The following is a 25,575-nucleotide window of genomic DNA, read 5'->3' on the forward strand; positions in this document are numbered from 1 at the left end:
AACCTGCTCAAACAGGATAAATCCGTCAAAGTGGGTATCGCGGCCAAACGCAAGATGGCCGGCTGGGACAATGACTATCTATTCCGCGTGCTATGCCCAGATTAGAGAAGCACATGCGATTGCCCTATTTTGTGTCTGGTCAAGCATCCGGCTCAGCGATTCTGTGATAACGTAAAGCTGTCACAACATACCAGGGGGAGACTATGGATAACGATATCATCATCGCGCTGGTTGGCCTGGGCGGCACAATCGTGGGGGTGATCGGGCAGATTGTCATTGCTTTCATCAACCGGCCAACAGAGAAAACCGGCTCGCGCCTCAACCTGCCACGCCTGGGAGCCATCCTGTTGATGCTGGCCGGAATCCTTGCCCTGGGCTGGTACTTCGGCTTTCAGGTCGTCCCCTACCTGAATACACCCCGCTTTGCTGACGCCCTCGCCCGTCATAACGTCATCCGCAGCTTTGACTGCGAGAGCATTGAGGGTTGGGATGAGGTGATCGCCTTCGACACTGACTGGCAGGGTCTTGCCCCACCGCGCTTTGCCCCCGCCCCCCGCACCAGTGACTCCGCCGGAGCAGGGAATAGACTATGCCTGTATGATCTGCCGGTCGACGATTCCGGTCTGCGGCATTTCACCATGACTTATCCAGAACCAGTCCGGGCTGAGGTGGTCATGGTCCGCTTCTGGTTACCAGATACCGGCGGGGCACTGCAGGGCAAACAGGCGGCCATTGTCGCCCTGGACGCCAGTCCACAGGCCCCACCCTTTGGCCCACGCCTGGCGGAGAGCATTGTCAACCTGGAAGAAGGGCGCTGGACACTGGCCGTCCTGGACCTGCGCGATCGCCGTGACTTTGATGGCCGTCTGATCACCGCCGGAGTCTTCCGCCTGCAACTGGTGATCTCCCTGCATGGCGCGGAAGACATCAGCGCGGAAACCATCATCCCAGCCGGGTTTGACGACATCTTGCTATTGGGCAACGTGGGTGCCTCGCCGCTCAAGTATGCTTCGGCGGGGCTTTCAGCCTTCATCCCACCCCGCCCGATGAGTCTGGATGCGGTGGACTTCCGCTGGCAGGGCAGCGCAGAGGAGCGTTACCGGCAGGCTGGCTCACCAGAGTTGATCCGCACAAGCATCGGCGGCGTCACCGGTGAGTTCATCCGCTATCCGGTAAGCCTGCGCAGCATCGCGGAGGTCGACCGCTACAACAATCGGTACTTCACTGGGGTTCAGGAAGCCGTACTGGAACGTCCACTCCGACTGGAGGAAAAGGCCAACCTTGATACAGTGCTCATGACTGTCTTCATCGAGTCTGCGCTTGAAAGGCAGGTTGCAGTGATCCCAGTCCTGCAGATGGAAGATGGCACGTGGGTTTCCGGCTTCTCTCACACGATTCCTACCAACACGTGGGCAACGGTGGTCTGGCGGCGCGTGGTGGATTCTACTAACTATTCTCCAGAGTTCCTGGATGCGCTCACCGCACTCAGGGATTCAGCAGGCATCAGGGCGACAGGATACATCCGACTTGTACACTACGTGCTAAAAGACACAGCGCAGTTGCTCCGCTTTGCTTTCCGTATGGATTCCAACCTTGAGCCCGGCATTGAGGACAGCCTGGAAGCTACGATCTACGTGGGGAACATCACCTTTCTACCCTAACCCCGGCCCCCCAATCATACCTGCCAGTAACACACAGGCGACCCGGCGACAAACAAAATTTTACCCAGCCTAAGGCCAGATCAGCAATCCGGCACCTGCTCCCGGTTGCACTCTCACAACTGGCTTTGGAAAACGGCTGGAGTCAGACCCCGGCCAGCGCCTGCACCTGAGCGATTACCGCGTCGATGATCTGCTCCTGGTACTCCTCGACACCGATCCACAGTGGCAGGCGCACCAGCCGTTCGCTAACGCTGGTTGTGACCGGCAGGTCGCCGCAAGCCCGGCTGTAACGCCGCCCCGCTGGGGCGCTGTGCAGCGGCACGTAATGGAATACGGTGTGAATCCCCGCTGCCTTTAGCCCGGCGATGAACGCCGTGCGCGTTTCCAGATCCGGCAGAAGCAGGTAATACATATGGGCGTTGTGGGTAACGCCGTCCGGAATCACGGGGCGGCGGACCAGCCCGGCTGCTTCCAGGCCGGCGAAGGCGTCATGATACGTCTGCCAGATTGCCAGCCGTCGTTCGGTGATCGTGTGCGCTTCCTCCATCTGTGCCCACAGGAAAGCCGCAGTCAGTTCATTCGGTAAGTAGGACGATCCCAGGTCAACCCAGGTGTACTTGTCCACCTCACCCCGGAAGAACGCACTACGGTTGGTGCCCTTCTCCCGGATGATCTCGGCCCGCTGGATGAAGCGCTCGTCGTTGACCAGCAGTGCGCCCCCCTCCCCGGAGATGACATTTTTCGTTTCATGAAAACTCAGGCAACCCAGATGCCCAATCGTTCCCAGCTCGCGCCCACCGTAGCGGGCCAGGATGCCGTGCGCGGCGTCCTCGATCACAATCAGGTCGTGGCGTGTGGCGATGGCCATGATCGTTTCCATCGCGCAACCGACGCCGGCATAATGCACGGGCAGAATGGCCCTCGTGCGCGGCGTGATCGCCGCCTCGATCTGGCTTTCATCCAGGTTGAGCGTATCCGGCCGGATGTCCACAAAGACTGGCACACCACCGCGCAGCACCACCGCATTGGCCGTGGAGACGAAGGTGAACGACGGCATGATCACCTCGTCGCCGGGCTGGATATCGGCCAGGATGGCCGCCATCTCCAGCGCCGCCGTACCGGAGTGAGTCAACATGGCTTTGCGCGCACCGGTTTGCGCCTCCAGCCAGGCGTTGCAGCGTTTGGTGAATGGGCCATCGCCGGAAAGATGGCCGTTCGCATGGGCCTGGGTAATGTAGTACAACTCTTTGCCGTTCATATACGGCTTGTTGAAAGGAATCATGGTTTTCTCGCCACCAGCAACAGCGACCCGCCAAACGGAAATGACACGCCGCGCTCAATGAGCAGGCGCTCGAAGTTCATTGTCGCCTCAAAAAGGCTGTTCAAAATGCCCCCGATGCTCAGCTCGCTGAGCAGCCGGTTTTCGCCCTCCCGCTGCAGCTTCCGGCGTGACACAACCATCAGCGGCAGCAACAGGCTGACAAACGAGGTGGTGCGCAGGATGTCAAACCCGGACGCTGACACTTCGCTCACCAGCTCCGCAGCGGAATAGCGTCGCACGTGGCGGGCATATTCGTCGGTCATACTCCACAGCGCCATATGCTGGGGAACGGTCAGGATGATACCACCGCCAGGGCGAACAGCCTGATGCATCTGCTGCAAAACGATCTGATCCGCCTCGATATGCTCCAGCACGTCAAAGGCCCCGATAACATCAAATTCGTTGCTGTAAGGCAGGGCGCTGGCATCCAGTTGCAGCAGCTCCACTGCACCAAGACGCTGCCGTGCAAACTCCAAACCAGCGGTATAGATTTCACTCCCCGTGATGGTCAGGTCGGCCCAGGCGGCCTGGATCGCTTCAAGGACAAATCCTGTGCCACAGCCTACCTCCAGAAAGCTCCGGGCCGTGGGAAAGTACCGCTGCAGCGCCCAGACGATCAGCCGATTGCGGGCACGAAACCAAAAGCTCGCTGCTTGCAGCGCGGCCAGCATCTGGAAGAACTCAGGCGAATGGCTCTCATTCTCTTCGGCCAGTTCAGGGGCAAAAGCGACGAAGCCTTTCAACCTTGGCGGCTCATGATAGCAGTGAGGGCAGCACCAATCGGGCGCTTCAAATTGACTCTGGCAGCTGAGACAGACTTTCAAAGCCGTTTGTCCTGTGGGTTATATCTTACCTCTACGGCTTGCTCAGATCGTTGGTCAGTCAAACCAGCGGTGAAAGGTATAGTAAGAATGGCTGGGTTCGAATCCAAGCCGAATCCAAACCCGCTGCGAGCGCGTGTTGGTCACCTGGGTAGACATCTGCATCCAGGCTGCGCCGCGCTCCCGGAACCAGTGCAGGCCGTAGGCCATCATCGCACGGCCCAGCCCCCGGCCCTGAAACTCGGTGGCCACGCCGTATAGCGGCCCCTCGCCGATCTCCGACGCGGTAAACTTGAGCGTCAGAAAACCGGCAACTTTGTCGCCTGCCTCGGCGACGAGCACCTCATCCGCCACTTCCCGCGAAAGCACCGACGCGCGCGCCCACGACGTATACACCGCGTCACAGGCGGCCCGATCCAGCCGCGGATCAGCATGAAAATGTCCATCATACCCCCTGAAGGCATCCGCGGCAATCTCCTCCACGCGGGGAGCATCTTCCGGACGGGCGGGCCGGATCACAACCCGATCAGCTGGGACCGGAGTAGGCAGCGCCCCACCGGTCAGGCTGCGCCGAAAGTAGAGCAGTGTATCCATTAACTGGCAACCCGCGGTTTCCAGCGCATGAACGGTTGGCACGTCATCCGTAGCGCAGCGCACGATCAACAGGCGCACATTTTCAGCTCTACAGCGCTCCAGGATCTCCCCGACTTCCGCTATCATCACCATGTCCAGCAGCGCTACACGCACACCGAACCGCTCTTCGTAGAGGGAAGGGATACGCAGGCTATTCGCCATCGTGCGTCTTCTCCTCAGCACCAAAGCCGATCACCTGGCTGACCACGCTCGACGGGCGGTTCATCGTCCGGCTGTACATCCGCGCCAGATATTCGCCGATGATACCCAGCGTGAGCAGTTGCGCACCGGAAAAGATGGCGATGATCGTCACCGTGAACGCAAACCCCGGTACAACCACTCCCTCCAGTAAAGCACGTCCAACCACATAGACCAGCACCAGCACGCCAAAGAAGGTCAGACTGAAGCCGAGCAGGCTGGCGAACTGCAATGGTAATGTACTGAAGCCAGTGACCATGTTGAAAGTGTGGCGCACAAGCTTACGGAAGGTGTAATTGGACACGCCGATCGTGCGCGGGTCGTGCCTGACGGGAACGGCAGCGAAGCGGGTGGTTCCCCAGGTCAGCAATACATCGATCGACACAAACGGGCTGTTGTAGTCGGCGAAGGCGTGACGCAGTTTGGTGCGAAAAACGCGAAAGGCGCTGATCTGCCGGGCTACTTCCGCCCCCATCGCTGTCTGTAGCACATATTTCGTCACCTGCGAGGCTATATCGCGCCACAGGCCATGCTGCTCCTGCCGGGGTGTACCATACACCACATCGTAGCCTTCATCCAGTTTGGCCAGCAGTTTGCCAATCTCCTCAGGAGGATGCTGAAGGTCGTCGTCCATGGTCACCAGCGTGGCGTATGCCGCCAGCCGTATGCCGCACAGCAGGGCGTTATGCTGGCCGTAGTTGCGCATCAGATCCACGCCACGTACCCAGGGATAGCGCGCTGCCAAGCGCTCAATTGCGGCCCAGCTTCTGTCGCGGCTACCGTCGTTGACCAGGATCACCTCATAGCGAGGGGTCAGCGTAGGCAGTACATCAGCCAGCCGGGCCAGCAACGGCTCCAGGCTGTTCTCGCTGTTATAGACCGGGATCACAACCGATATCCCGGGCGGGAGAGAGACCGGAAGGGTCACTCACCTTTCTCCTTCACATCTGCCACACCACCATGGGTAGGATTATAGCCACGTACAACGTACATATATGAGCGTCGATCCAATCTGTTCCGCAAGTTCGTAACCTGCTCTTTCAAAGTAGAACGGCTCAACCAGCGGCTGATCACTCTGCGATTTACCCGCCTTTGCAGCATTTTCAACCGTGCAGGATTCATCCACAGGGTGAAGAAGATGACCATCAGTGCTGCTACAACAGTGCCCATAGCTAACAGGAGCAGTTGCCAGCTTGGGCCAGTGCCTTTCGTCGTGCTCAGGTAAATGAGCAGGTATCCCACCAATAGTAACTGGCCGATACTCAATATCCGCCAAGAGGTGTGAAAAAAACGATAGTTAGTGGTAGCCGTTCCCATTTTCCCGATTGCATCCTCTAGCAGGACTATCAGAGCAACACAGCCCCAGTTACCCCCATGAGTATAGTCTACTTGGCATATCAGGGCAGCTTGCTTGATCTGAAGACGTGACAAACACAACTCAACTTCAGGTTCAAGCTATAAAACACGGGCGGCCCATCGCCGGGTCGCCCGTGCTCTTACCATTCAAGTTTGCGGGGGCTTACCCGCTAAGGCTCTAACGGGCCAGGTAGCCGCCATCCACCGCGTAGTACGAACCGGTGACAAATGAGGCTTTGTCCGAGCTAAGCCAGATCACCAGCTCAGCGACCTCCTCCGGCCTGCCCAGACGACCGATCGGGTGCAGCGAGACCAGCATGTCGTTCAGCGCTTTGTCCTGCTCCAGCGCGCTGATCATCGGTGTGCTGATGAAAGCTGGACCAATGGCATTGATGCGGATGCCCTGCGGCGCATACTCGACCGCCGCCGTGCGCGTCAGGCCGACAACGCCATGCTTGGCCGCCACATATGCCGGCGCACCAGCAAAAGCCACCTGCCCCAGAATCGACGCCATGTTCACGATCGCGCCACCGCCACCGCGCAGCATGGCCGGAATCTCGTACTTCATGCAGTAGAACACGCCCGACAGGTTGATGGCGATCACCCGCTGCCAGCCTTCGATGCTCTGGGCTGCTGTAGGATTGGATTCACCGGCGATGCCGGCGTTATTGCAAGCGTAGTCCAGCCGTCCGTATGCCTCCAGTGTTTTGTTGACCAGTGCCTCACACTGTGCTGGATCGCTCACATCAGCCCTGACGAACATCGCCTCGCCACCAGCGGTCTTGATCAGTCGGACAGTCTCCTGTCCGCCCCGCTCGTCAACATCCGAAACCACGACCTTTGCCCCTTCACGGGCGTACAATTCCGCCGTGGAACGACCAATGCCGGAAGCTGCACCAGTGACCAGAGCGACTTTACCGGTAAACTCTGCCATCGCGATACTCCTTCCATGACACTGCGATGTTCAGAGCATAACCGGTCAGATCGCCCACGGCCAGCGATTTAGGATGTTTCTCATAGAAATTTCATGCGAGTGACGCAGTAATTTGTGACAAATTTCACATATAGAACAACCGAGCGCGAGATCACACCGTTCACACGTCAGCAACGATCACCCGCGCCCGGTGCAACGTCACTCCCTGCTGGCGGCCATGTGGGCTACCCGGCCATCAATCGCCAGCTGCCGGCGCCGACTCGCTGGCCAGAGCGCGCTCGGCGTTGGGCGCTGCCGCCGCCCGGAACCCTGTGTACATCAACACCGCCGCCAGCAATTCGCCGATATAAAGATACTGGCCGATGCCCAGACGAGTCAGCGAGCTGGCAAACCCGATCGACAGCGCCCCTGCCGCGATCAGGATGTTGCCGATCACCCGGTTAGGCAGCACGCGCTTGCGCCAGAACAGATAGGCCGAATAGATCGCGCCGCCCGCCAGGGTCAACAGACCATAGATGTTGAAGAATGGCGTCGTCATCCGCACCGGCGCACCGGGTGGCATGATCTGGCGGTACTGCTCGCTGATGGCCACCCCCGGCTGGAACTGGCCAGCGTCCAGCGGCGTGGCCAGCATCAGCCCGGTCACCGCCAGACTACCCACAACAAGGATCACCGTCAGGACATCTGTCCAGCGCCGCCGACCAAAGAGCAATTTGACCGTCCCGTGGCCAAGCCAGGCAGCGTTCAGCACCGCGCCGCCCAGATACCACAGGTAAAAGACCAGCGGACTCCAGGCCAGGGCCAGGTAAGCCTCCGCAAAACTCCCCAGACCAAAAAGCGCCAGGCCAATCCCCCAGAACAGGAAGGCCGGACGGCGGCGCACCACATAGCGCTGCAGCACCGAAGCTGTGAAGATGAACATCACAAAGGTCGACAGGAAGGGCAGGACATTGTTGAGCGACATGGTTGGAAGGCTCCTTTGTGCGAAGACGAACAGCGACCCAGAGGCTAAGCCCAGGGAATAACCCCGGTCATAACCCCAAACGCGAAAACGATCAGGGCGACGGTGATAACCGCCAGCACTACAAACAGGATCGGGATGAACCGGTTATAGAGCGTGGACTCTGCCGGGGTCTTGTGTGGCTTATGGCGTTGATCGGGTCCCCGATTAGACATGCGGCACTCTGCTGAAGCTCCAGTAAACTACATGAAAATGACAATGGATGGCAAGATTACTCACTTTTCAGGAATTTGCAATAGATAGAAATCACCTGTGCTTCGTCGGGATGCATCCAGGGAACAAAACAGGGGCGCTTCCCACCCCTGCTCGCTGGCGGCCAGATTAGCAGTCACTGCTTACCCTGCACCGGGATCGCCCCCTTCGGCTCCTCGGGCCGGGATAGCCGGGAGGGCCTGCCTGCCCGGCGCGCGCCACAGCTGCACCAGCAGCGTCCCCAGCGCCGCCAGCACCAGCCCGGCAATCGCCTTGCCGTCCAGCGCCTCCCCCAGGAATAGCCAGGCCAGCACAGCGATCTGGATCAGCATGGTGTTATTGATCACGCTCGACTCGGCGGCGGAGAGCACCTGCAGCGCCAGGTTCCACAGGGTGAAGGCCAGCGCCGTGTTGACCAGCGCTAGCGCCGCGATCAGCAGCCAGCTCTGCGCCGTGAGGACGGGCCAGCCTTCGACCGCCAGGCCAAGCGCCAGCATCAGCAGCACGCCGATGCCCATGCTGACAGCAGTCACCACCAGCGGCGGCAACGCCCCGCCCCGGTTGACCGCCCGCCCCAGTACGGAAGACACGGAATTAGCCAGCATGCCACTGACCACAGCGATCACGCCAACCGCCTGCGCCGCCGGGAAGCCGATCGGATGCAGATAGATCACCGCGCCGACCAGAGACACCGCCACGCCCACCCACTGCCAACCGGTCAGGTGTTCCTTCAGGAAGACCATGCCCAGCAGGGCGATGGTCACGGCAGAGAAGTTAAGAAACAGGCTGACCGTCGCCGAAGGCAGGCGATCCAGCGCGATGAACTGCGTACCCTGGGTGATCGCATAGTAGATCACGCCCAGCGCGGTCAGCCGCAGCCAGTCGACGGCGGACAGGCGGCGCAGCACCGCCCGCCGTGCCGGGCTGAGCAACGTCAGCGGCAGCAGCACCAGGAAGGCCAGCGCGTAGCGCAGCCCGGCGAAGGTCAACGGGGGGATGTCCTCCCGCAACCCGATTTTGATCAGGACAAAAGACGTAGACCACAGGAATGTCACAAACAGCGCCAGCAACACTGCCCGGACATGTGCTGAACCCTGCCGCTGAAGCATCGACACGCCTCCGCAAATGCAAGCCCCCGCTGACCATCCCCGCCCGGCACGACATCACCACTGTGCGATCATGTTGCCGGGAAGGCCAAACAGCCTATCATAGAGAGATGACGCACCGCCACCATACCACAAGTCTTTTATCCAGCAAGGAGATCAACTCGAACCATGGCCGACGCCGTCACGCTTGACAGCGTATGCAAATCTTTCGGCGCGCTGCAGGCTGTACAGGACTTCTCCCTGCGCATCCCTGCCGGGATCACCTATGGCCTGCTCGGCCCCAACGGCGCGGGCAAAACCACCCTGATCCGCCTGATTGTCGGCCTGCTACGCGCTGACAGCGGCAGCGTGACCGTGCTGGGGCGCCGGATGCCGGACAAGGACATGTTGGCCCATATTGGCTACATGACCCAGACGCCAGCCATCTACAGCGATCTGACCGTCCGCGAGAATGTGGCCTTCTTTGGAACGATGGCTGGCGGCGTCAGCCCGGCGCGCGTGAACGAGGTGATCGCCCTGGTGGGCCTGAGCGACCGCGCCGATAGCCTGGCGCGGACGCTCTCCGGCGGTATGAAGCAGCGCACCTCGCTGGCCTGCGCCCTGGTTCACCAGCCGCGCCTGCTCCTGCTGGATGAGCCGACCGTCGGCGTCGACCCGCAGTTGCGCGTCCAGTTCTGGGACTACTTTCGCCAGCTAAACGCCCAGGGCGTGACGATCATCCTCTCCAGCCATGTAATGGACGAAGCTGAACGCTGTGACCGGCTGGGCTTCATCCGCCAGGGGCAACTGATCGCGCAAGGGAGCGGTCCCGAATTGCTCGCCCAGGCAGGCGCCCGGACGCTGGAAGAAGCCTTTCTGGCCTTCGCCGGAACCGTTCAGGAGCGCCCGTTACAGGAGAGGATGCCGGCATGAACCGGAAACGTGTGATCACACTGGCCGGGCGGGTGATCCGCCAGACACTACGGGATCGGCGCACCGTCGCCCTGTTCCTGATCGGGCCGCTGATCATCGTCAGCCTGACAGCCCTGCTCCTGCGCTCGGAGGGGCGTCCTACGCCGCTGGGGATCGTCAACCAGGACGAAGGCGCAACGGTTCTGCTGTTCGGCCAGGTGCGGCTGGCTGACCGGATCGTCGCCGTCATGTCCCAAGGCGACGCCCTGATTCCCGTAATTCTGACCGCCGATGAAGCGGAAGCCGCCCTGCGGGCCGGGCAGGTGCGGGGTGTGGTCACCTTTCCGCCGGACTTCAGCGCGTCCTTCGCCGGGGAACGGCGCGTCCGCCTGCAGCTCACACTTGAAGGGTCCAATCCGCTGCAGGCAGCAGCCGTGCTGAGCGCCCTGATGCAAACCGGTATGCGGGCGCTGGCCGGCCTGGCTTCCGGCAGCGCCGGGGGCGAGTTGCCGCTGGCGGTTGACGTGACCTACCTGTACGGCGGTCCGGAGTATGACCTGCTGGACTACCTGGCCCCGCCTTACCTGGTGCTGATCGTCTTCTTCTTCGTCTTCCTGCTGACCACCGTTACCTTTCTACGGGAGCGTTCGCAGGGCACTGTGGAACGGTTAATGGCCACGCCGGTGACCCGCCTGGAGATCGTGACCGGGTATATGCTGGGCTTCCTGGTTTTCGCCCTGGCGGATGCAGCGCTGCTGCTGGGCTTCACGGTCAGCGTGATCGGCCTGCACTACGCCGGCAACCTGCTCGACATGCTCGTGATCGAGAGCCTGCTGGTCATGGTGGCCGTCAACCTGGGCATCTTCCTTTCCACGTTCGCCCGTAATGAATTCCAGGTACTGCAATTCATCCCGCTGGTCATCCTGCCGATGGTGCTGCTGTCGGGGCTGCTGTTTCCGGTCGAGGACTTGCCGGGTTTGCTCCAGCCAGTGGCCTACCTGCTCCCGCTGACGCACGCCAGCGACGCGCTACGGGCGATCATGATCCGGGGCCAGGGACTGGCGGAAGTCAGCGCGCAGATAGTTGCCCTGCTGCTCACCGGGATTACCATGCTGGCCCTGGCCGCAGTGACCGTCCGGCGGGAGGTCGCCTGAAATTTATCCAGCCCAGACCGGGCATTTTTGCCCATTCCCAAACCGGCCCAAGTAGTGTAGAAATTCTCGCAGTGCGAGGTTCGTTCAACGCCCCTCAGGGGGCAAAAGGCGCGGGCATGTCCACCCTGTCTGCCGAACAGACACAGACCATTCTTCAGCAGGAAAAGCGTAATCTCTTCCATCTGGTCGCGGATATCGCCTGGTTCGGGCTGGCCATCCCGTCCATGGGTAGCTTCCTGTCGGTATATTTCATCAACCTGGGGGCCACCGCCCTGGATATGGGACTGCTCTCCGCGCTACCAGCCATCTTCATGCTGCTGGGCACCTTCCTGACCAACCCATGGGCGCGTCGCTTTCCGGATAGCCGGCAGGCGCTGATCCTGCCAACTTTCGTCATGCGCCTGCGCATCCTGCTGCTGGCGTTCATCCCGTTCCTGCCGCCGGAATGGCGCATCCCGGCGGCGCTGGGCATGCTGGCCCTGCTGGCGCTGAGCAACAGCGTCGCGGGGGTGGTCTTCCTCGTGCTGATGCAGGAAGCCGTGACTGTCCGCCGTTTCACCCAGTTGCTCAGCCAGCGCCAGCTGGCCCTGAACATCGGCATCGCCATCAGCACGCTGGCGCTGGGCTTCTGGCTGGAGCGTGTTGCCTTCCCGCTGAACTACCAGGTGATGTTTGTGGCGTCGTTCCTGTTCACGCTGGTCAGCATGTGGCACGCCATGCAGATTCGCCCCCTGCCTGAAGCGGAAACGCCCGCCCCGCCCACCGAGGAAGTCCCCGCGCGCCCGGTGAATGCCTGGCGAGAGGGATCATTTCGCGGGATTGCCGGTGTGCTTGGCTTTGTGTTCATCGGCTACTTTTCCATCCTGCCGGTGATCCCGTTACGGCTGGTCAACGATCTGGGGGCCACCGAGGGGTTCATCGCCCTCTACTCGCTGCTGGAGCTATGCGGAGCGGCGACCATGGCCTATTTCGCCTACCGGCTGGTCGAACGCTTCGGACATCAGGCAGTCATCCGCGCCTGCATGACCGTCACCGGCCTGACCGCCCTGATCCTGGCCCTGGCGCCGTCGCTGTACTTCACCCTGCCCGCTGCGCTGATCAACGGGGCAGCCTGGGTGGGCACCGATGTCAGCCAGTTCAGCTTCTTCCGCAAGGTGATGGGCAGCGCCAACAAGACCGCCTATACCAACGCCTACTACCAGATGCTCTCGCTGGTCTCGTTTGTCGGCCCCTTGATCGGCAGCACACTGGCCAGCTGGGGTCTGAGTCTGGAGGTTGTGCTGCTGGTAGGCGCCGCCCTGCGCGTCATCGCTGGCTGGGCGATCTCCTTCTACCATCCGGCGGACGCCGCGCCAGACCTGCAACAGGCTCCGGCGACATGAGCGGAGAACCACACGCGCCGCTGATCCGGCGCGCCGGGCCGGATGACGCCCCGGCCCTGGCGGCTGTGCATGCCGCCTGCTGGCCTGCCGAGCACATCGCTGTAGAGCATATTGCCCGCGCCCTGGCCCTGCCCAATCGTGTCACCCTGGCGGCGGTAAGCGGAGGAACCCTCGCTGGCTTTGTCGATGGTTTTCTGACCACAGGTGCGGATGGCAGGCGTCGCTGGGAAGTCGACCTGCTGGCTGTGCATCCCGCCGCGCGCGGTCGGGGACTGGGCCGCAGGCTGATCGCGGCCTGCACAACGGCAGGGACAGCCTTCAGACCGGATTGCATCCGCGCCCTCATTCGCGTGGACAATGTCGCCAGCCAGCGGGCTTTCGCGGCGGCAGGCTTTGCACCGCAAGCGCCGATCTGCCGCCTGCTGGTCAACACAGCGGGCGACGATCGGGGTCATGAGCCGCCGCCCGGCGCGCATCTGGTGCCGGTGGTGACACTGACCTACCGGGGCGTATGGATCGAAGGGGCGCTCCTGGCGGAAGCTTTCGCCGCAGCCAGCGATATGCGTGCCCGCTGCGGCTGGGATATCGCCGGGTGCGTGATCCCGCTGGAGGGAGAGGCATTACACGCCGCCGTGGAAGCCGGTTACACCGCGGTCGGCGACTTCGCCTGGTGGCTGCGCACCCCCGCCGCCAGGGCGAGCATTCACTGACGCGCGCCGGGCGCCGATCCCCCCACCGGGAGAAAATTGCAGGCGAGGAGCCAGTTTTGAGGACGCTACTCCGCCGGGTCCATCCGCCAGATGCCGCCGCCGGTGTAATCGACCACGTACAGCTCGCCAGCCTCGTCCTCGCCGAAGGAGCTGATCAGCTTTCCAGCGAGCTGGGTGAATTTAAGGCTCTGCCACTCCCCGGCGGTATCCCGGTAGAGGGCGAAGATGTTGCCCGTGCACCAGTCGCCATAGAAGTACACCCCCTGCAGATCGGGAATGGCTTCCCCGCGGTAGACATAGCCGCCGGAAATGGAGCAGCCGCCCTCGTTATGGGCATACTCCGCCACCGGCAGCACCATGTTCTCCGGCGCGGGACCGCCGCTGTAAGGATGAGTACCCTCGTAGCGGTTCCAGCCATAGTTCTCCCCGCCGGGGCTATCCGCCGGCTGGAAGTTCACTTCCTCCCACAGGTTCTGGCCCACATCAGCCAGGTATAGATCGCCGGTAGCGCGGTCAAAGCTGAAGCGCCAGACGTTACGCAGTCCCCACGCCCAGATTTCCGGCGCGCCCAACCCGCTCAGGGCAAAGGGGTTATCCGCCGGAATGCCGTACGGGCGCGCGGCGCTGTCTACGTCGATGCGCAGGATCGCGCCCAGCAGCGTCCAGGGATTCTGGGCGTTACCCTGCGGATCGCCCGCTGAGCCACCATCGCCCAGCGAGATGTACAGGTAACCATCCGGTCCGAAGGCGATCATGCCGCCGTTGTGGTTGGGGTACGGCTGGGCTACGCGCAGCAACTCACGGGCACTGGCCGGATTGGCCACGTCCGGATTGTTCCCCGCCACCGCATACTCGGCCACAACGGAAGTCCCCTGCCGGTCGGTGTAGCTGACGAACAGCCGGCCATTGTCAGCATAGGCCGGGTGAAACGCCAGACCCAGCAGCCCCTGCTCGGAGTAGCCGCTGATTGGCGTGACACTGGCCGACAGATCGAGGAACGGCGTCGGCAACCGCTCACCATCCCTGACGATCCAGATGCGCCCGGTCTGCTCCACCACGAATAAACGGCCAGAACCATCCCCGGCATGGGTCACCAGCAGCGGGCGGTCAAACCCGCTGGCGACCTGCGTGTAGGTCACCAGGGCGGGATCAGGCGGCGCGTCGCGGGTGATCACCGGCTCGTCCTCGCCCCCCTGAGCAAGGAGCACACCAGCCGGAAAGAGCATCGCCAGCGTCGCCACAACAACAAACCATACCTTTTTCATCGCGCCATCCTCGGTAACCATTTATCCGGTACAAGCCGCCTGATCATAGCTATTCCGCAGCCAGAGCGCCATGCAAGCGATCTATTTCTCCCCGAATACTCAGGAATTGGCTTTGCCACCGGAGGTTGGGCGTAGAGATGCTACGACCGGCACGGGCGGGCGGAAGGGTGCGCGGGCTGTTTAGCCCACGTAATGGCGGATGATGGCGTCCACACGGGCGGCATACCCGCCGCCGAACAGATTCATGTGGACAAGCAGAGGGTAAAGCTGGTAGAGCAGACGCCGCCTCTCGTAGTCGTCTAGGGAATAGACCTCGTTATAGGCGCTGTAGAAGCCGGGGGGAAAGCCGCCAAACAGTTCGGTCATAGCCAGGTCAACCTCGCGGTGGCCGTAGTAGACCGCCGGGTCGATCAGCACCGGATCGCCCTCCGCCGAGACCATGTAATTGCCGCCCCACAGGTCGCCGTGTAACAGGCTTGGCTGGATTTCCGTGTCATCCAGAAAGACAGGCAGCCATTCCTGCAGTCGGCGCAGCCCTGCCTCCCGCGCGGGCGGGAGCATCCCCCGCTGGCGAGCGATAGCCATCTGCGCCCCGATGCGCTGCTCGGCATAGAATTCCGCCCAGCTGGTCGTCCGGGCGTTAGGTTGCGGCAGGGAGCCGATATAATTATCGTGCGGAAAGCCGTGGGCCTCAGCGATGCAGTTATGCAGGGCTGCCAGTTCATGCCCCAGCCGCTCGGCGAACTCGTCGCCCATCAGGCTGCGGCCCCCCGGCTCGATCCACTCCAGGGCCAGAAAGGGCGTCTCCGTGCCCACCGCCAGCACCGCCGGCACGCGGATGGCCCTGGCAGCCGCCAGCGCCTGCAGCCCCTCCGCCTCCGCCTGGAAGAAATCTACCCCCACGCGGCGGTTCCATTTGACAAAGACCTGCTCGCCATCGCGCAGGGTGACCCGCGCCGCATGGTTGATGTCGCCGCCGTAAACCATCTGCGCATCGCGGAGCGGCGCGCCCAGGGCCGTCGTCAGCGCCTCGCGTACTTCTGCCGGAATCATCCCCCCCAGTCCTTCCGCAGACGGGCCAGCAATCCCTCCACGCCCCGCGCAATCAGATCGAAGGTTTCCGCATAACGGTCTGTCCCGTAAGGATCAGGCACATCAACCAGGTCGATGGCCGGGGCAAAGTCCAGCAGCAGGCAGGCGGTCGCCCGAACCGGGCCAGGCGGGCGCTGCTCAAAGACCGCCGCCAGATTGCGGTAGTCCATCGCCACGATCAGGTCAGCCTCGATCCAGTCCGCCGGGCTAAAACGGCGCGCCCGATGCTCGCTGAGCAGTCCGCGTGCGGCAAGGACACCGGCCGCCTGCGGAGTGATCGGATCGCCGGGGGCAGCGCTCACGCCAGCCGAGTCCACCTGCACGTGGTCAGCCAACCCCAGCTCAGCAATCCGTCGGCGCAACAGCGCCGCCGCCATTGGCGAGCGACAGGTATTCCCCGCGCAAACGAACAGCACCCGCTTCACAGGCCGTGCTCCTCCCGGATGTGTTCCAGCAAGCCCTGTGCGGCCTGCCGCACCAGCGCGTAGACTTCATCAAACTTGCCACTATAGTAAGGATCGGGCACTTCGCGCGTCCCGGCCTGGGGCGCGTAATCCATAAATAGCTGGATCCGCGCGCCCTGGCCATCGCTGCCAGCCAGCGACCGCAGATCGGCCAGGTTTTCGTAGTCCATGGCCAGCACGTAATCAAACCGCTTCAGGTCAGCGCGGGTGACCTGCCGGGCGCGTCCATCATAGGAGATGTTATGCTGCGCCAGCACTTCCCGCGTCCCGCGATGAGCGGGGTCGCCCACGTGCCAGTTGCCAATCCCCGCCGAATCAACCTCGATCTGATCTTCCAGCCCGGCCTCCCTGACCAGATGCCGGAAGACCGCCTCGGCCATCGGCGAGCGACAGATGTTACCCAGACACACGAACAGCACACGCACCATACACCTGCTTCTCCCATCATGCCGCGCTCAACCGTTTGAGTTTACCGCAGACTGGGCAGAGGGTGAACTACCAGTTTCTCGTTGTGCGCGTGCAGGCAAAACCTGCTTGTGCTTGCGGTAGCAGCGGCAAAAGAAATTGCGGCTAAGCAGCAGCAAGAGCCTTCCCGACCGGGCGGCGCCCGTCAGCGCCCGGCGACTTCCGCCTGAAGCTGATCCAGCAGGGTTGAAGCCTGGTTCAGGGCAGCCTGCGCCTGCTGGATCTGCGCCTGGCCCAGGTCAAGCAGTGTGCTGAAGTTACCCACCGCGCAGCCCTGCTGGAAGTTAGCCAGCGAATCGCGGGCCAGGGTCATGCCCACGTTGATCGCCACCTGAATGTCGAGCAGGCGCGGATCCAGCGCCGCAACATCAGCGGAAACGCCGTAGTAGTTTTGAATCGAATCAGTGGTCAGCACCTGGTTGCAGCCAAAAGATTGCCCGCCCTGGCGGACATCATCCCAGTACTGCAGCAACTGGGCGACCACCCCGCGCCCGACCGCCACCGTATCGATGCGGTTGCGCATGGCGCGGATGTACGGCGCATAATCCAGCAGAAGCGGCGTCGGCTCCGGCGTGGGCGGGATCGTCACCGGGATGAACTGCGGGGTCAACTCCCCGACCGTCGGCGTTGGGGGCGGGGATGGAGTCAGGGTCAGTTGTGCCCGGCTGAGGGCCGCGCCCGCCTCATCCAGCCGCACCCCGACCTCTTCCAGCCGGGCCAGATTGGTCTCCGCGGATTCGACCGGCCCGCCGCCGCAGCCCAGCACCCAGTTGTTGCTAACCAGCGTGAACTGGCCGATGGCCGCGCCGAGTTTGAGCGCAGCCTCATACAAATCGGGATAAGCCACAGGATCAATCGCCAGGGTATCCAGGCCGCGCAGACTGGTGGAGGTGGCCGCCGGCGCCGGGAAGCGATCACAACCGAGGGTCTGGATAGCCTGGTACTGCCGCCAGGCCTGTACCTGATTCTCCCGGTCAGCACGCAGTTGATCCAGGCGCATCTGCAGTTGCGCTGCGATCAGGCGCGGATCGGAGGGCGGGACCTCTGGGCCGCGGCGGTCAAGCGCAATCGCCAGCAGGACATCAGCCGCCACCAGGATAACCAGCACCAGCGCCAGGATACGCCACAACCGCCACAGCGTCTCCGGTGCAACGGGCGGCACTCTGACCGTGCGCGGGTCGGGCGGCGAATACGGCTCGCGATTCTGGATGGCTACCTGAATCGCCCGGAAGATGCTCAGCGTCTCCTGTGCTGCCTTGCGCACCGCCGCAGGCTGCTCGGGATTCTGGTAGATCTCAACCAGTTCCTTAGTCGTTTCCACGTCGCCCGCAGCACCCAGCCAGCGAATCGCCTCGATGCGCTCGGCAGGGCTGCCGTTCATCGCCTGGTCAAACATCTGCTTATACATCTCCCGCGGGAGATCATTGTTCATGCGCCTGTTCCTCCTGGGCAGCATGGGACAGGGGAGGCCCGTTGTGCCAGCCCTCAGCGCTTATGATATGCGAAGTCTCCCATCCGCGAAAGCACCCCACGGGAAGACTGTACCGGCGGTGGAATACAACAAGAGAGGAGAGGCCCTTGCCCCTCCTCAATCATTGGCCGTAAGTCCGCCAGTTGAAGCTAATCCGGTGCTACGCTTTGGAAACAACGCCTCGCGGATCGCCAGAAGGCGAGGAGTGTATGTGCCGGTGAGCCGGGTAACCCTGGCCGCCAAAGCGCGTCAGCACCACCGCCCCCAATCCCCAGGCACCCAGCAGCAGGGCCACCAGACCGTATAGCGGCAGAGTCCACGCACTGATGCCCAGCAAACCGATACCGAAGGTCAGCAGCGCTCCGCCAAGACAGGCCGCCAGCAAGGGGTTGATCGGCCTGACATCCAGCACGTCCAGGAACCAGACTCCGATCGGCAGACTGATCGCCGCCCAGCCAATCACCATCGCGACAATCAGGGCCGCCCAGGCCAGACCAACCAGCGGCACCAGGCAGAAGGTCACAAGCAACACCAGCGATAGCACCACCAGGCCGGTCACCGCCCCCAGCACTACGAGTGACAACAGCCCTATTCCGCCCGCCACCAGCGGGGCGCTCAGCGCGGCCTCGCTGATGCGGCGCAGGCGCAGCGGCATAATCAGCATGAACAGGCTGGCCAGCGCGCCAGCCACCAGCGCCAGCCCGGCGTTGATCAGCAACCGCTCGACCGGCGTGAGTTGCCCCCCGGGACGATAATCTTCCAGGTCGCTCAGGCGGCTCCAGTGCCAGGTCTGCAGGATAGATTCGGCTGAGTCGGCCTCCCAGCGCCAGTTGGACGGATCCAGCGCCAGGGGGATCACCTGGCTGAACAGTCTGCCGAGTTGCTGGCAATCCACCATATAGGAACCGCCCAGGGTAATGTTGCGGGCGCGGTAAATCTCGCCGCCGCACAGATGTACACCCTGGCGCACCACCGCGCTGCTGGCCAGCACCACCTCGTCCGCCAGGACGGCCAGCTCCCCGCGAACTTCGCCATTCACGGTCACCCGCTGGCCGACCAGAGCAGCATCGCCATTGATCACGCTGCCCGCCTCCAGCGCAACCGTCTCCGCCACGATCACCACACTCCGGTCGATCGTTTCGCCAGGAGCCAACACATAGCGATCAGCGAAGATCAGCCGCGGGGCGGCAGCCGTATCGCTGCCCTGAGCCAGGGCGATCCCCACTGCCAGGAGCAAACCCGCTGCCACAAGAAACAGCGCCAGCGTCTTACGCAGGGTCATGAGCCGCTTCCTACTGCCTGCACTTTGATCACAATGGTCGCCGGGCGATTCCGCTGCGGCAGGTACCAGACCAGCCAGGCCCAGACCATCACCAGGGGGATGATCGTCAGCGACAGGGCCGGAGCCATCGGGTAAGATTCCACCAGGCTGCTGACAAGCCCAAACAGGCGCATCAGCCAGCCGCCAAGCGCGTGCAGCCCGCCCAGCGCCGTGCGCACCAGGCCAGCGAATAGAGCCGGTTGCGCCGTAGTCACCATCATCACCGCTGCCACCAGCCCGACCGGGATCAGGATCGCAGCCAGGGTCACGCCCAGCCAGGTTAGCAGCCGGGCCAGCCGGCGGTGCGGCGCGTACGCCTCATGCTCACCCGCTTCAATCCGCACCATCACCTTGCGGGCAAAATCAGGGGAAGGCGCGGCCATCGCCGGGGCGCGCAGGTGACGATCCACCGCCCGCAGCCGCGCATACAGATCGGCTTCCGCGCGGTGCTCTTCCAGCGCGCTCTGAAAGGCAGCCAGCTCAGCGCCACTTAACTGGTCATCCAGAGCGCGGTTGACACGTTCCTGCTGCGGGTTTAGAGCCATAATTACGAACCCTCCAACACGGGTGCCATTGGCCGGGTCGGCAATGGGCCACCTTCCATTAAGTCAGCCAGCGTTTGCCTGGCCCGGAACAACCGACTCTTGATCGCCGATTCGCTGGTATTGAGGGCTTCAGCGATCTCGGTGTAACTCATGTCGTACCAGTAACGCAGCACCACCACCAGCCGGTAATCCGGCGGGAGCCGGGCCAGCAGCGCCTGGATATCCGCCGAACGCTCCTGCTCCAGGTAGGCTTCCTCCGGGCCGGCAGCCGTGCTGACCAGAGCCGGGTGGACACTGACGCCTTCCTCCTCTTCGATGGAGAGCCAGGTCAGGCGTCGTTTGCGCAGGCGGTCGATGCAGTGATTAGATGCAATCGACAGCAGCCAGGTCTTAAACGAGCGTTCCGGGTCGTAGCGAGAGAGGTTCGCGTACGCCCGCAGAAACGCTTCCTGGGCCGCATCCTCGGCTTCCTGTGGCTCGCCCAGCATACGGTAGGCCAGGTTGAAGACGGCCGTTTGATAATGCTCAACCAGAAGCCCGAAGGCGCGCTGGTCCCCCTCTAAAGCCGCCTCCACCCACTCGTGGACGACGGGCAATTCTTCGGACACAAACAGGTCTCCCCTCGCAGGCGATAGGTTGCTCACCTACCTGACTATACGGATTACGGGCGGGCGCGGTTGCGTCACAAGCAGGACGGAAATCCTGTACAAGCCGGCTTTTCTTATTTTATTCTGATATTCCACGCCTAGAATCCGATTGACGACAGACGAGAATGGTTATAGAATGACGCCTGGGTTGGACTGCAGTCCAACCACAGGATTTGAGGAGTGAGGGAAGCGGTATGCCAGTATATACGTACGAATGCGAAGAGTGCGGCGTCAGGTTTGAGGCCAAGCAGAGCTTCGCCGATGCTCCGATTGACGTCTGCCCGGAATGCGGCGGGCATACGCATAAGGTCATCGGGCCAGTCGGTGTCATCTTCAAAGGCTCCGGGTTCTATGTCACCGACAGCCGTTCTAACCGTTCCAATTTGACTGGCACCAGCAAGAAGAAGGACTCGGCGTCGGGCGATTCCAGCGCCAGCAGCGCTGGCAGCGACGACTGAAACGGCCTCTTCCTGGCTTTCCGCACTGCAAACGTTACCCTTCAAGCGACCGGCCTGCCGGTTCGCTTTTTTATTTCCCCCGCCCGCTCTACGATGCTCTCAGATCTGAAAGCCAGCCGACGCCCGCACAATCTTCTGCCGGTAGTTGTGGACGAATTCCAGCAGGCGGCTGTGCAGCTTGGCCCAGTCCTCACCGGAAAGCACATCGCGCAGCCGCCGCAGATCGTCGGTCACAATCGAGGTGGAAATCTGCGGGCAATCGCCATAGACCGTATACCAGGCTTCGCGTGGCTGCATCCCCAGCCGGGTGATGCCCGGCACCCATTCCCGCACCACGAACTCAAAGTATTGCTGGTCCAGGCCCGGTTTGATGTCCCAGCTCATCATCAGTTTGTATTCCAACGGCTTCCCCTCCCGCTATCGCCCCCGGTGGATGCGCCCGACCAGGCCCCGGACATTACGATTGTTGCGGCTCCAGGACAACCACCTGCGGCTGTTCCGGAAGTTCATCGAGCGTCACCCGCAACATCTCCTGCGGCTGCACAGTCCCCAGGCCCATCACCTTCAGAAACTTGTCCAGCGAATCCAGATTCAGTGATGTGTACGGAGTTTTGTAGTGCATCGGGATGACGATATCCGGCTCAATCAGGCTGATCACTTCGGCGGCCTGGCCTGCATTCAGGCCGTTGCCGCCCCCCACGGGCACCATCGCCACATTGACCGCCCCCAGCGTCTCCACCTGTGACTGGGTGGGCACATAGCTCAAATCGCCCAGGTGAATGACATTCAGGCCGTCAAAGTCCATCAGGTAGACGATATTCTGCCGTTTCGGATCGTCCGGATGATGCATGGCGACGGCGATGACGAACACGCCGCCGATCTCGTACTCGCCCGGCCCGCTGATCACATACGTCGAGCGCGGCCAGTCGCGATTGGCGTGGCCGGGAGCCTCGTGGCTGATCGTCACGATATCCGCCCGCAGCTTGCGGGGCAGCTTGTAGCCGATGTCGCCATTGTAGGGGTCCGTCACGACAGAGGCTTTGCCGCGTTCCACCAGCCGAAAGCAACTATGCCCGTACCAGGTAATGTCCATCCAGTTTCCCTATCGCCCAGGTGATTTCCAGTATCAGTGTCCCATCCCCGCCACAGGCAACGCTCCCCCGTCCGGGATGGGCAGGCCCATTATAGCGAATGCTCCCCGCAGTTCGCCACAGATATAACAGCCAATGGTTCATCGCCCGCTACTTCGCAGTATTCTCAATAGAAATGCGACTCCGTGATAAAGTTGTTGTGGTTGCGAGACAACCAACCCAATCACAGGAGCCGCACGATGGACACTATAACACAGATTCAGGTGGCATGGGAATTGAAGAAGCCGGGCATAGGGCGGATGAGATTGCTGAGCAGCTGGGGAAGCATCGGGCGACGATCTATCGCTGGCTCAAAGGCATTCGGATGCGGGGCATTCGGGGCTATGTGGCCTATTTCAAGCAGGCGAAGAAAGGACGCCGAGTGCGCAAGACGCCGGGCTATGTGGTGCAGCGGGTATTGAGTATCCGGCGGGAGTATCGCGACTGCTGCGGGGAGAAGGTCGTGTACGTGCTGGCGCAGGAAGGCATTGACCTCAGCCGCAGCACGGTCTATCGCATTCTCAAGCGCCATCTGGTCTTACGCAAGCATCACCGCCAGCCCGAGGGTGCGCCGGTGCAGCGTGCCACCGGACCGCGCCAGGTGGTGCAGGTCGATACCGTCAACCTGGGGGAGGTGTACGCCTACACGGCGATTGACACCTTCACCCGCGAAGCGGCGATTGTCATGCGCCCCTCCTTACAGGCCGCCGATGGCCGGGTTGCCCTGGAGCAGTTGATGGCGGTATTCGGGCGCGTGTCCCTCCTGCAAACCGATGGCGGGTCAGAATTCAAAGCCGAGTGCGCTGAGGGCATGCATCGCTGGGCGGATCAGCATCGTATCGCGCGGGCTTACAAGAAGAACGAACAGGCTTTCATTGAAGCCTTCAACGGCACGCTGCGCCGTGAGGAGTTTGGCGCCCTCAAGTTCCGGGGCGATGATTGGAGCTGGCCCAGCAGTGCGCCAATGCTTTCCTCGACTACTATCACCACCGGCGCCCGCATCTCTCACTCGACATGCTCACGCCCGCTCGTTTCGCTGAGTCGCATTTGCCTTGAGAGAATGCGTACTTTTGCACGAACGTTCTGCGCTGCGTATAATCGAGCCGCATCAGGTAGCCTAGAGGAGGCTGCCCAATGTCTGTCATTGACGAGATCAAAGCCCGCCTCGACCTGGTGGCATATATTTCAGAAACCGTTCCGCTAAAGAAGGCCGGGCGCAGTTACAAGGCCCGCTGCCCCTTCCACCAGGAACGCACACCCTCGTTTGTCGTCTTCCCGGAAACGCAACACTGGCATTGCTTCGGTGCGTGCGGCGAAGGCGGTGATATCATCGCTTTTGCCATGAAGCAGCATGGCTGGGATTTCAACGAGGCTCTGGCGCACCTGGCGGAACGGGCGGGCGTTGAGTTGCGCCCCCGTACAACGGAACAGGAGCAGCAGGATGCCACCTTCGAGCGGATGCTGGGCCTGCTGGAGGAAACGGCCCGCTACTACCATGCCCTGCTGCAGGAAGCGCCCCAGGCGGAAGTCGCCCGCGCTTACCTGGTTCGGCGTGGGCTGAACGCCCAGACGATCGCCGATTTCCAGCTGGGCTATGCGCCGGATGACTGGCACGCGACGCTCCGCCATCTGGAAGGGCTGGGGTACAGCGCGGCGGATATCGTGGCGGCAGGCGTCGCCATCCGTAACGAAGAGGGCCGCGTTTACGACCGCTTCCGCCACCGGCTGATGATCCCCATCCGCGATGGTCGGGGGCGTGTAATCGGCTTTGGTGCGCGGGCCTTGCGCGACGAGGACACGCCCAAATACCTGAACTCGCCACAAAGCGAACTCTTCGACAAGTCCGCTACACTCTTTGGCCTTGATCTGGCCCGCCGCGAGATCCGCGAGACGGAGACGGCGATCATCGTCGAAGGATACATGGATGTCATGCAGGCCCACCAGGCGGGCTTCCGCAACGTCGTCGCCCAGATGGGCACCGCCCTCACCGACACCCAGCTCCAAACCCTGCGCCGCTATGCCGAGCGGCTGATCCTGGCTCTGGACGCCGATGAGGCCGGCGTCAACGCCACCATGCGCGGTCTGGATGTCGCCCGGCAGGTGCTCAACGAGGCCAGCGCTACGCTCTTCGGGCCGGATGGCTCGCTGCGCCGTGCCGGGCGGTTGGGCATCGACATGCGTGTGATCGTGATCACGTCCGGCAAAGACCCCGACGATCTCATCCGTGAAGACCCGCGCGAATGGCAGCGCCTGGTGGCGGAAGCCGAACCTGTCGCCGACTACGTGATCCGCGTTGGCACCACCGGGCTGGACATCGCCCATGCCACGATCCACGAAAAAGAGAAGATCGCCCGCCAGCTCCTGCCGCTACTGACCGCCACCGAAAGCGATCTGCACAGGGAGGTGAACGTCCAGAAGCTGGCTTACCGCCTGCACCTGCCGGAAAAGCGGCTGATGGAGATCGCCCTGGAAAGCCGCGTGGCGACAGCTCGCCCACGCCTGGCCAGCTCACGCCTGCGCGAACGGCGGCCCACGCGGGCCATGGAGCAGGCAGCCCGCCACTACCGCCGCCCGGAAGCGCCGCCGCCCGCACCAGGCACTGCCTGGGAGGAAGGCCCGCAGCGTGAACCGGATGCGTTGCCGCCGCCTGAGGAGGACGAGAGCGAACCACTGGCCGTGGGCCAGCCAGTGGAAGCGCCGCCGGTTGCTCGCGCCGCGCCAGGACCGGCCAGCTTGCAGGAGCAGTACGTGCTCAACCTGCTCCTGCGCCGCCCCAGCCTGCTATACCAGGCCAACCGCGCCCTGCGCCAGGTGGCTGACAGCCTGCAGGGGCGCTTCCCGGACGAGAATCGTATGACCCGCCTGCGCCAGGCGCTGGGATCGTTGCGCAGCGAGGACTTCCGCGACACGACCTGCCAGGCCATCTTTGAGGGGCTGCAGGCTGCCCTGCGCCAGGATGACCTGGACCCACAGGTCTTCATCCAGAACACGTTGGGAGACCTGTTCGCCGAGCCGCTCAAGAGGCTGTGGGCGCTCAGGGACCCGGTCGCGGGCCGGCTGCCCGGCCTGGAACAGGAACTGTATTCCATCCATAAGGAAATGCGCCGTCAAGGCCGTAACCTGAATGAGCCAGAAAGCGAAATGATCGATAAGGTATTTACACTGCGTCGCGATCGGTTGCGCCAGATGATCGACGCACTGCGGTTTGTCGTCCTGGAAGCAGAGGGTGAAGAGCGCCAGGCTTACCAGGATGCTATCGACGCCAGCCAGGCGGCTATCGCCGCTCTGGACCGGGCGCTTAAGGAACGGGCCGAATTGCCCAATGGCTAAATCATCG

The 25,575-nt window shown here is 62.4% G+C and carries 27 protein-coding genes; 8 read left to right on the forward strand and 19 right to left on the reverse strand.

The annotated features are described in order from the left end of the window. The first annotated feature begins 203 nt into the window (after positions 1–203). Positions 204–1,661 (forward strand): hypothetical protein, encoded by a 1,458-nt coding sequence (locus tag HPY64_09285; protein ID NPV67321.1) that lies wholly within the window; start codon positions 204–206, stop codon positions 1,659–1,661. 142 nt (positions 1,662–1,803) lie between these two features. Here HPY64_09285 and rffA read toward each other — a convergent pair whose 3' ends face one another. From rffA to HPY64_09330, 9 genes are all read right to left on the reverse strand, one after another. Further along, on the reverse strand, positions 1,804–2,943 hold the full coding sequence (gene rffA, locus HPY64_09290) for a dTDP-4-amino-4,6-dideoxygalactose transaminase (GenBank protein NPV67322.1): 1,140 nt from the start codon (positions 2,941–2,943) through the stop codon (positions 1,804–1,806). Next, positions 2,940–3,653, reverse strand: a complete 714-nt coding sequence (locus tag HPY64_09295; GenBank protein ID NPV67323.1) for a class I SAM-dependent methyltransferase — start codon at positions 3,651–3,653, stop codon at positions 2,940–2,942. The genes rffA and HPY64_09295 overlap by 4 nt, the downstream gene beginning before the upstream one ends. A gap of 207 nt (positions 3,654–3,860) precedes the next feature. Next, positions 3,861–4,598, reverse strand: a complete 738-nt coding sequence (locus HPY64_09300; GenBank protein NPV67324.1) for a GNAT family N-acetyltransferase — start codon at positions 4,596–4,598, stop codon at positions 3,861–3,863. Continuing rightward, a complete protein-coding gene (locus tag HPY64_09305) occupies positions 4,588–5,562 on the reverse strand; it encodes a glycosyltransferase family 2 protein (protein ID NPV67325.1) in 975 nt (324 codons plus the stop codon). Before HPY64_09305 ends, HPY64_09300 begins: the two co-directional genes overlap by 11 nt. Next, positions 5,559–5,951, reverse strand: coding sequence for a hypothetical protein (locus tag HPY64_09310; protein NPV67326.1), 393 nt, complete (start codon positions 5,949–5,951; stop codon positions 5,559–5,561). The genes HPY64_09305 and HPY64_09310 overlap by 4 nt, the downstream gene beginning before the upstream one ends. Positions 5,952–6,168: 217 nt before the next feature. Then, positions 6,169–6,924, reverse strand: a complete 756-nt coding sequence (locus HPY64_09315; GenBank protein NPV67327.1) for an SDR family oxidoreductase — start codon at positions 6,922–6,924, stop codon at positions 6,169–6,171. A gap of 235 nt (positions 6,925–7,159) precedes the next feature. Beyond that, on the reverse strand, positions 7,160–7,888 hold the full coding sequence (locus HPY64_09320) for a hypothetical protein (protein ID NPV67328.1): 729 nt from the start codon (positions 7,886–7,888) through the stop codon (positions 7,160–7,162). A gap of 44 nt (positions 7,889–7,932) precedes the next feature. Then, positions 7,933–8,100 (reverse strand): hypothetical protein, encoded by a 168-nt coding sequence (locus tag HPY64_09325; protein NPV67329.1) that lies wholly within the window; start codon positions 8,098–8,100, stop codon positions 7,933–7,935. A gap of 180 nt (positions 8,101–8,280) precedes the next feature. Continuing rightward, the gene (locus tag HPY64_09330) at positions 8,281–9,246 is read right to left on the reverse strand and encodes a DMT family transporter (GenBank protein ID NPV67330.1); all 966 of its coding nucleotides are present in this window, start codon (positions 9,244–9,246) and stop codon (positions 8,281–8,283) included. A gap of 165 nt (positions 9,247–9,411) precedes the next feature. Here HPY64_09330 and HPY64_09335 point away from each other — a divergent pair, with 165 nt between their 5' ends. From HPY64_09335 to HPY64_09350, 4 genes are all read left to right on the forward strand, one after another. Next, the gene (locus HPY64_09335; GenBank protein ID NPV67331.1) at positions 9,412–10,155 is read left to right on the forward strand and encodes an ABC transporter ATP-binding protein; all 744 of its coding nucleotides are present in this window, start codon (positions 9,412–9,414) and stop codon (positions 10,153–10,155) included. Further along, positions 10,152–11,288: an ABC transporter permease gene (locus tag HPY64_09340; GenBank protein ID NPV67332.1), complete on the forward strand. Its 1,137-nt coding sequence runs from the start codon at positions 10,152–10,154 to the stop codon at positions 11,286–11,288. Before HPY64_09335 ends, HPY64_09340 begins: the two co-directional genes overlap by 4 nt. Positions 11,289–11,404: 116 nt before the next feature. Next, complete coding sequence (locus tag HPY64_09345) at positions 11,405–12,670, forward strand: MFS transporter (protein NPV67333.1); 1,266 nt, start codon at positions 11,405–11,407, stop codon at positions 12,668–12,670. Beyond that, positions 12,667–13,380: a GNAT family N-acetyltransferase gene (locus HPY64_09350; protein ID NPV67334.1), complete on the forward strand. Its 714-nt coding sequence runs from the start codon at positions 12,667–12,669 to the stop codon at positions 13,378–13,380. Before HPY64_09345 ends, HPY64_09350 begins: the two co-directional genes overlap by 4 nt. Positions 13,381–13,445: 65 nt before the next feature. Here HPY64_09350 and HPY64_09355 read toward each other — a convergent pair whose 3' ends face one another. From HPY64_09355 to HPY64_09390, 8 genes are all read right to left on the reverse strand, one after another. Beyond that, complete coding sequence (locus HPY64_09355; protein NPV67335.1) at positions 13,446–14,666, reverse strand: glucose dehydrogenase; 1,221 nt, start codon at positions 14,664–14,666, stop codon at positions 13,446–13,448. Positions 14,667–14,825: 159 nt separating this feature from the next. After that, on the reverse strand, positions 14,826–15,698 hold the full coding sequence (locus HPY64_09360) for a phosphotransferase (GenBank protein ID NPV67336.1): 873 nt from the start codon (positions 15,696–15,698) through the stop codon (positions 14,826–14,828). After that, positions 15,695–16,162 carry a low molecular weight phosphotyrosine protein phosphatase gene (locus HPY64_09365; GenBank protein NPV67337.1) on the reverse strand — a complete coding sequence of 156 codons (468 nt, stop codon included), beginning with the start codon at positions 16,160–16,162 and terminating at the stop codon, positions 15,695–15,697. The genes HPY64_09360 and HPY64_09365 overlap by 4 nt, the downstream gene beginning before the upstream one ends. Continuing rightward, entirely contained in the window at positions 16,159–16,629 is a 471-nt protein-coding gene (locus HPY64_09370; GenBank protein ID NPV67338.1) for a low molecular weight phosphotyrosine protein phosphatase, read from the reverse strand. Before HPY64_09370 ends, HPY64_09365 begins: the two co-directional genes overlap by 4 nt. Positions 16,630–16,811: 182 nt before the next feature. Continuing rightward, positions 16,812–18,098 (reverse strand): hypothetical protein, encoded by a 1,287-nt coding sequence (locus HPY64_09375; protein NPV67339.1) that lies wholly within the window; start codon positions 18,096–18,098, stop codon positions 16,812–16,814. Positions 18,099–18,297: 199 nt separating this feature from the next. After that, positions 18,298–19,419 carry a hypothetical protein gene (locus HPY64_09380; GenBank protein NPV67340.1) on the reverse strand — a complete coding sequence of 374 codons (1,122 nt, stop codon included), beginning with the start codon at positions 19,417–19,419 and terminating at the stop codon, positions 18,298–18,300. Further along, complete coding sequence (locus HPY64_09385) at positions 19,416–20,003, reverse strand: hypothetical protein (protein NPV67341.1); 588 nt, start codon at positions 20,001–20,003, stop codon at positions 19,416–19,418. The genes HPY64_09380 and HPY64_09385 overlap by 4 nt, the downstream gene beginning before the upstream one ends. 2 nt (positions 20,004–20,005) lie before the next feature. Continuing rightward, positions 20,006–20,611: a sigma-70 family RNA polymerase sigma factor gene (locus HPY64_09390; protein ID NPV67342.1), complete on the reverse strand. Its 606-nt coding sequence runs from the start codon at positions 20,609–20,611 to the stop codon at positions 20,006–20,008. A 233-nt stretch (positions 20,612–20,844) separates the two neighbouring features. Here HPY64_09390 and HPY64_09395 point away from each other — a divergent pair, with 233 nt between their 5' ends. Beyond that, positions 20,845–21,108, forward strand: coding sequence for a hypothetical protein (locus HPY64_09395; protein ID NPV67343.1), 264 nt, complete (start codon positions 20,845–20,847; stop codon positions 21,106–21,108). Between the two features lie 99 nt (positions 21,109–21,207). Here the strand turns inward: HPY64_09395 and HPY64_09400 are convergent, their stop codons facing one another. Together HPY64_09400 and HPY64_09405 are read right to left on the reverse strand one after the other, a co-directional pair. Then, positions 21,208–21,510 carry a hypothetical protein gene (locus HPY64_09400; protein NPV67344.1) on the reverse strand — a complete coding sequence of 101 codons (303 nt, stop codon included), beginning with the start codon at positions 21,508–21,510 and terminating at the stop codon, positions 21,208–21,210. A gap of 55 nt (positions 21,511–21,565) precedes the next feature. Continuing rightward, a complete protein-coding gene (locus HPY64_09405) occupies positions 21,566–22,201 on the reverse strand; it encodes an MBL fold metallo-hydrolase (protein ID NPV67345.1) in 636 nt (211 codons plus the stop codon). A 266-nt stretch (positions 22,202–22,467) separates the two neighbouring features. Between HPY64_09405 and HPY64_09410 the strand changes: the two genes are divergently transcribed. Both HPY64_09410 and HPY64_09415 read left to right on the forward strand, forming a co-directional pair. Continuing rightward, positions 22,468–23,442 (forward strand): DDE-type integrase/transposase/recombinase, encoded by a 975-nt coding sequence (locus tag HPY64_09410; GenBank protein ID NPV67346.1) that lies wholly within the window; start codon positions 22,468–22,470, stop codon positions 23,440–23,442. Further along, complete coding sequence (locus HPY64_09415) at positions 23,373–25,568, forward strand: DNA primase (GenBank protein NPV67347.1); 2,196 nt, start codon at positions 23,373–23,375, stop codon at positions 25,566–25,568. Before HPY64_09410 ends, HPY64_09415 begins: the two co-directional genes overlap by 70 nt. The last annotated feature ends 7 nt before the right edge of the window (positions 25,569–25,575 follow it).

It is taken from the genome of Anaerolineae bacterium, from assembly GCA_013178165.1.
Lineage (GTDB): Bacteria > Chloroflexota > Anaerolineae > Aggregatilineales > Ch27 > Ch27.

Excerpts from the sequence above, each read along its gene's own strand:
- HPY64_09355 (NPV67335.1), bottom strand. The coding sequence starts at position 14,666 with ATGGTTACCGAGGATGGCGCGATGAAAAAGGTATGGTTTGTTGTTGTG.
- HPY64_09370 (NPV67338.1), bottom strand. The coding sequence starts at position 16,629 with ATGGTGCGTGTGCTGTTCGTGTGTCTGGGTAACATCTGTCGCTCGCCG.
- HPY64_09350 (NPV67334.1), top strand. The coding sequence starts at position 12,667 with ATGAGCGGAGAACCACACGCGCCGCTGATCCGGCGCGCCGGGCCGGAT.
- HPY64_09410 (NPV67346.1), top strand. The coding sequence starts at position 22,468 with ATGGGAATTGAAGAAGCCGGGCATAGGGCGGATGAGATTGCTGAGCAG.
- HPY64_09330 (NPV67330.1), bottom strand. The coding sequence starts at position 9,246 with ATGCTTCAGCGGCAGGGTTCAGCACATGTCCGGGCAGTGTTGCTGGCG.
- HPY64_09295 (NPV67323.1), bottom strand. The coding sequence starts at position 3,653 with ATGCTGGCCGCGCTGCAAGCAGCGAGCTTTTGGTTTCGTGCCCGCAAT.
- HPY64_09380 (NPV67340.1), bottom strand. The coding sequence starts at position 19,419 with ATGACCCTGCGTAAGACGCTGGCGCTGTTTCTTGTGGCAGCGGGTTTG.
- HPY64_09415 (NPV67347.1), top strand. The coding sequence starts at position 23,373 with ATGTCTGTCATTGACGAGATCAAAGCCCGCCTCGACCTGGTGGCATAT.
- HPY64_09285 (NPV67321.1), top strand. The coding sequence starts at position 204 with ATGGATAACGATATCATCATCGCGCTGGTTGGCCTGGGCGGCACAATC.
- HPY64_09300 (NPV67324.1), bottom strand. The coding sequence starts at position 4,598 with ATGGCGAATAGCCTGCGTATCCCTTCCCTCTACGAAGAGCGGTTCGGT.
- HPY64_09385 (NPV67341.1), bottom strand. The coding sequence starts at position 20,003 with ATGGCTCTAAACCCGCAGCAGGAACGTGTCAACCGCGCTCTGGATGAC.
- HPY64_09320 (NPV67328.1), bottom strand. The coding sequence starts at position 7,888 with ATGTCGCTCAACAATGTCCTGCCCTTCCTGTCGACCTTTGTGATGTTC.
- HPY64_09325 (NPV67329.1), bottom strand. The coding sequence starts at position 8,100 with ATGTCTAATCGGGGACCCGATCAACGCCATAAGCCACACAAGACCCCG.
- HPY64_09335 (NPV67331.1), top strand. The coding sequence starts at position 9,412 with ATGGCCGACGCCGTCACGCTTGACAGCGTATGCAAATCTTTCGGCGCG.
- HPY64_09375 (NPV67339.1), bottom strand. The coding sequence starts at position 18,098 with ATGAACAATGATCTCCCGCGGGAGATGTATAAGCAGATGTTTGACCAG.
- HPY64_09315 (NPV67327.1), bottom strand. The coding sequence starts at position 6,924 with ATGGCAGAGTTTACCGGTAAAGTCGCTCTGGTCACTGGTGCAGCTTCC.
- rffA (NPV67322.1), bottom strand. The coding sequence starts at position 2,943 with ATGATTCCTTTCAACAAGCCGTATATGAACGGCAAAGAGTTGTACTAC.
- HPY64_09340 (NPV67332.1), top strand. The coding sequence starts at position 10,152 with ATGAACCGGAAACGTGTGATCACACTGGCCGGGCGGGTGATCCGCCAG.
- HPY64_09345 (NPV67333.1), top strand. The coding sequence starts at position 11,405 with ATGTCCACCCTGTCTGCCGAACAGACACAGACCATTCTTCAGCAGGAA.
- HPY64_09310 (NPV67326.1), bottom strand. The coding sequence starts at position 5,951 with ATGGGAACGGCTACCACTAACTATCGTTTTTTTCACACCTCTTGGCGG.
- HPY64_09360 (NPV67336.1), bottom strand. The coding sequence starts at position 15,698 with ATGATTCCGGCAGAAGTACGCGAGGCGCTGACGACGGCCCTGGGCGCG.
- HPY64_09405 (NPV67345.1), bottom strand. The coding sequence starts at position 22,201 with ATGGACATTACCTGGTACGGGCATAGTTGCTTTCGGCTGGTGGAACGC.
- HPY64_09395 (NPV67343.1), top strand. The coding sequence starts at position 20,845 with ATGCCAGTATATACGTACGAATGCGAAGAGTGCGGCGTCAGGTTTGAG.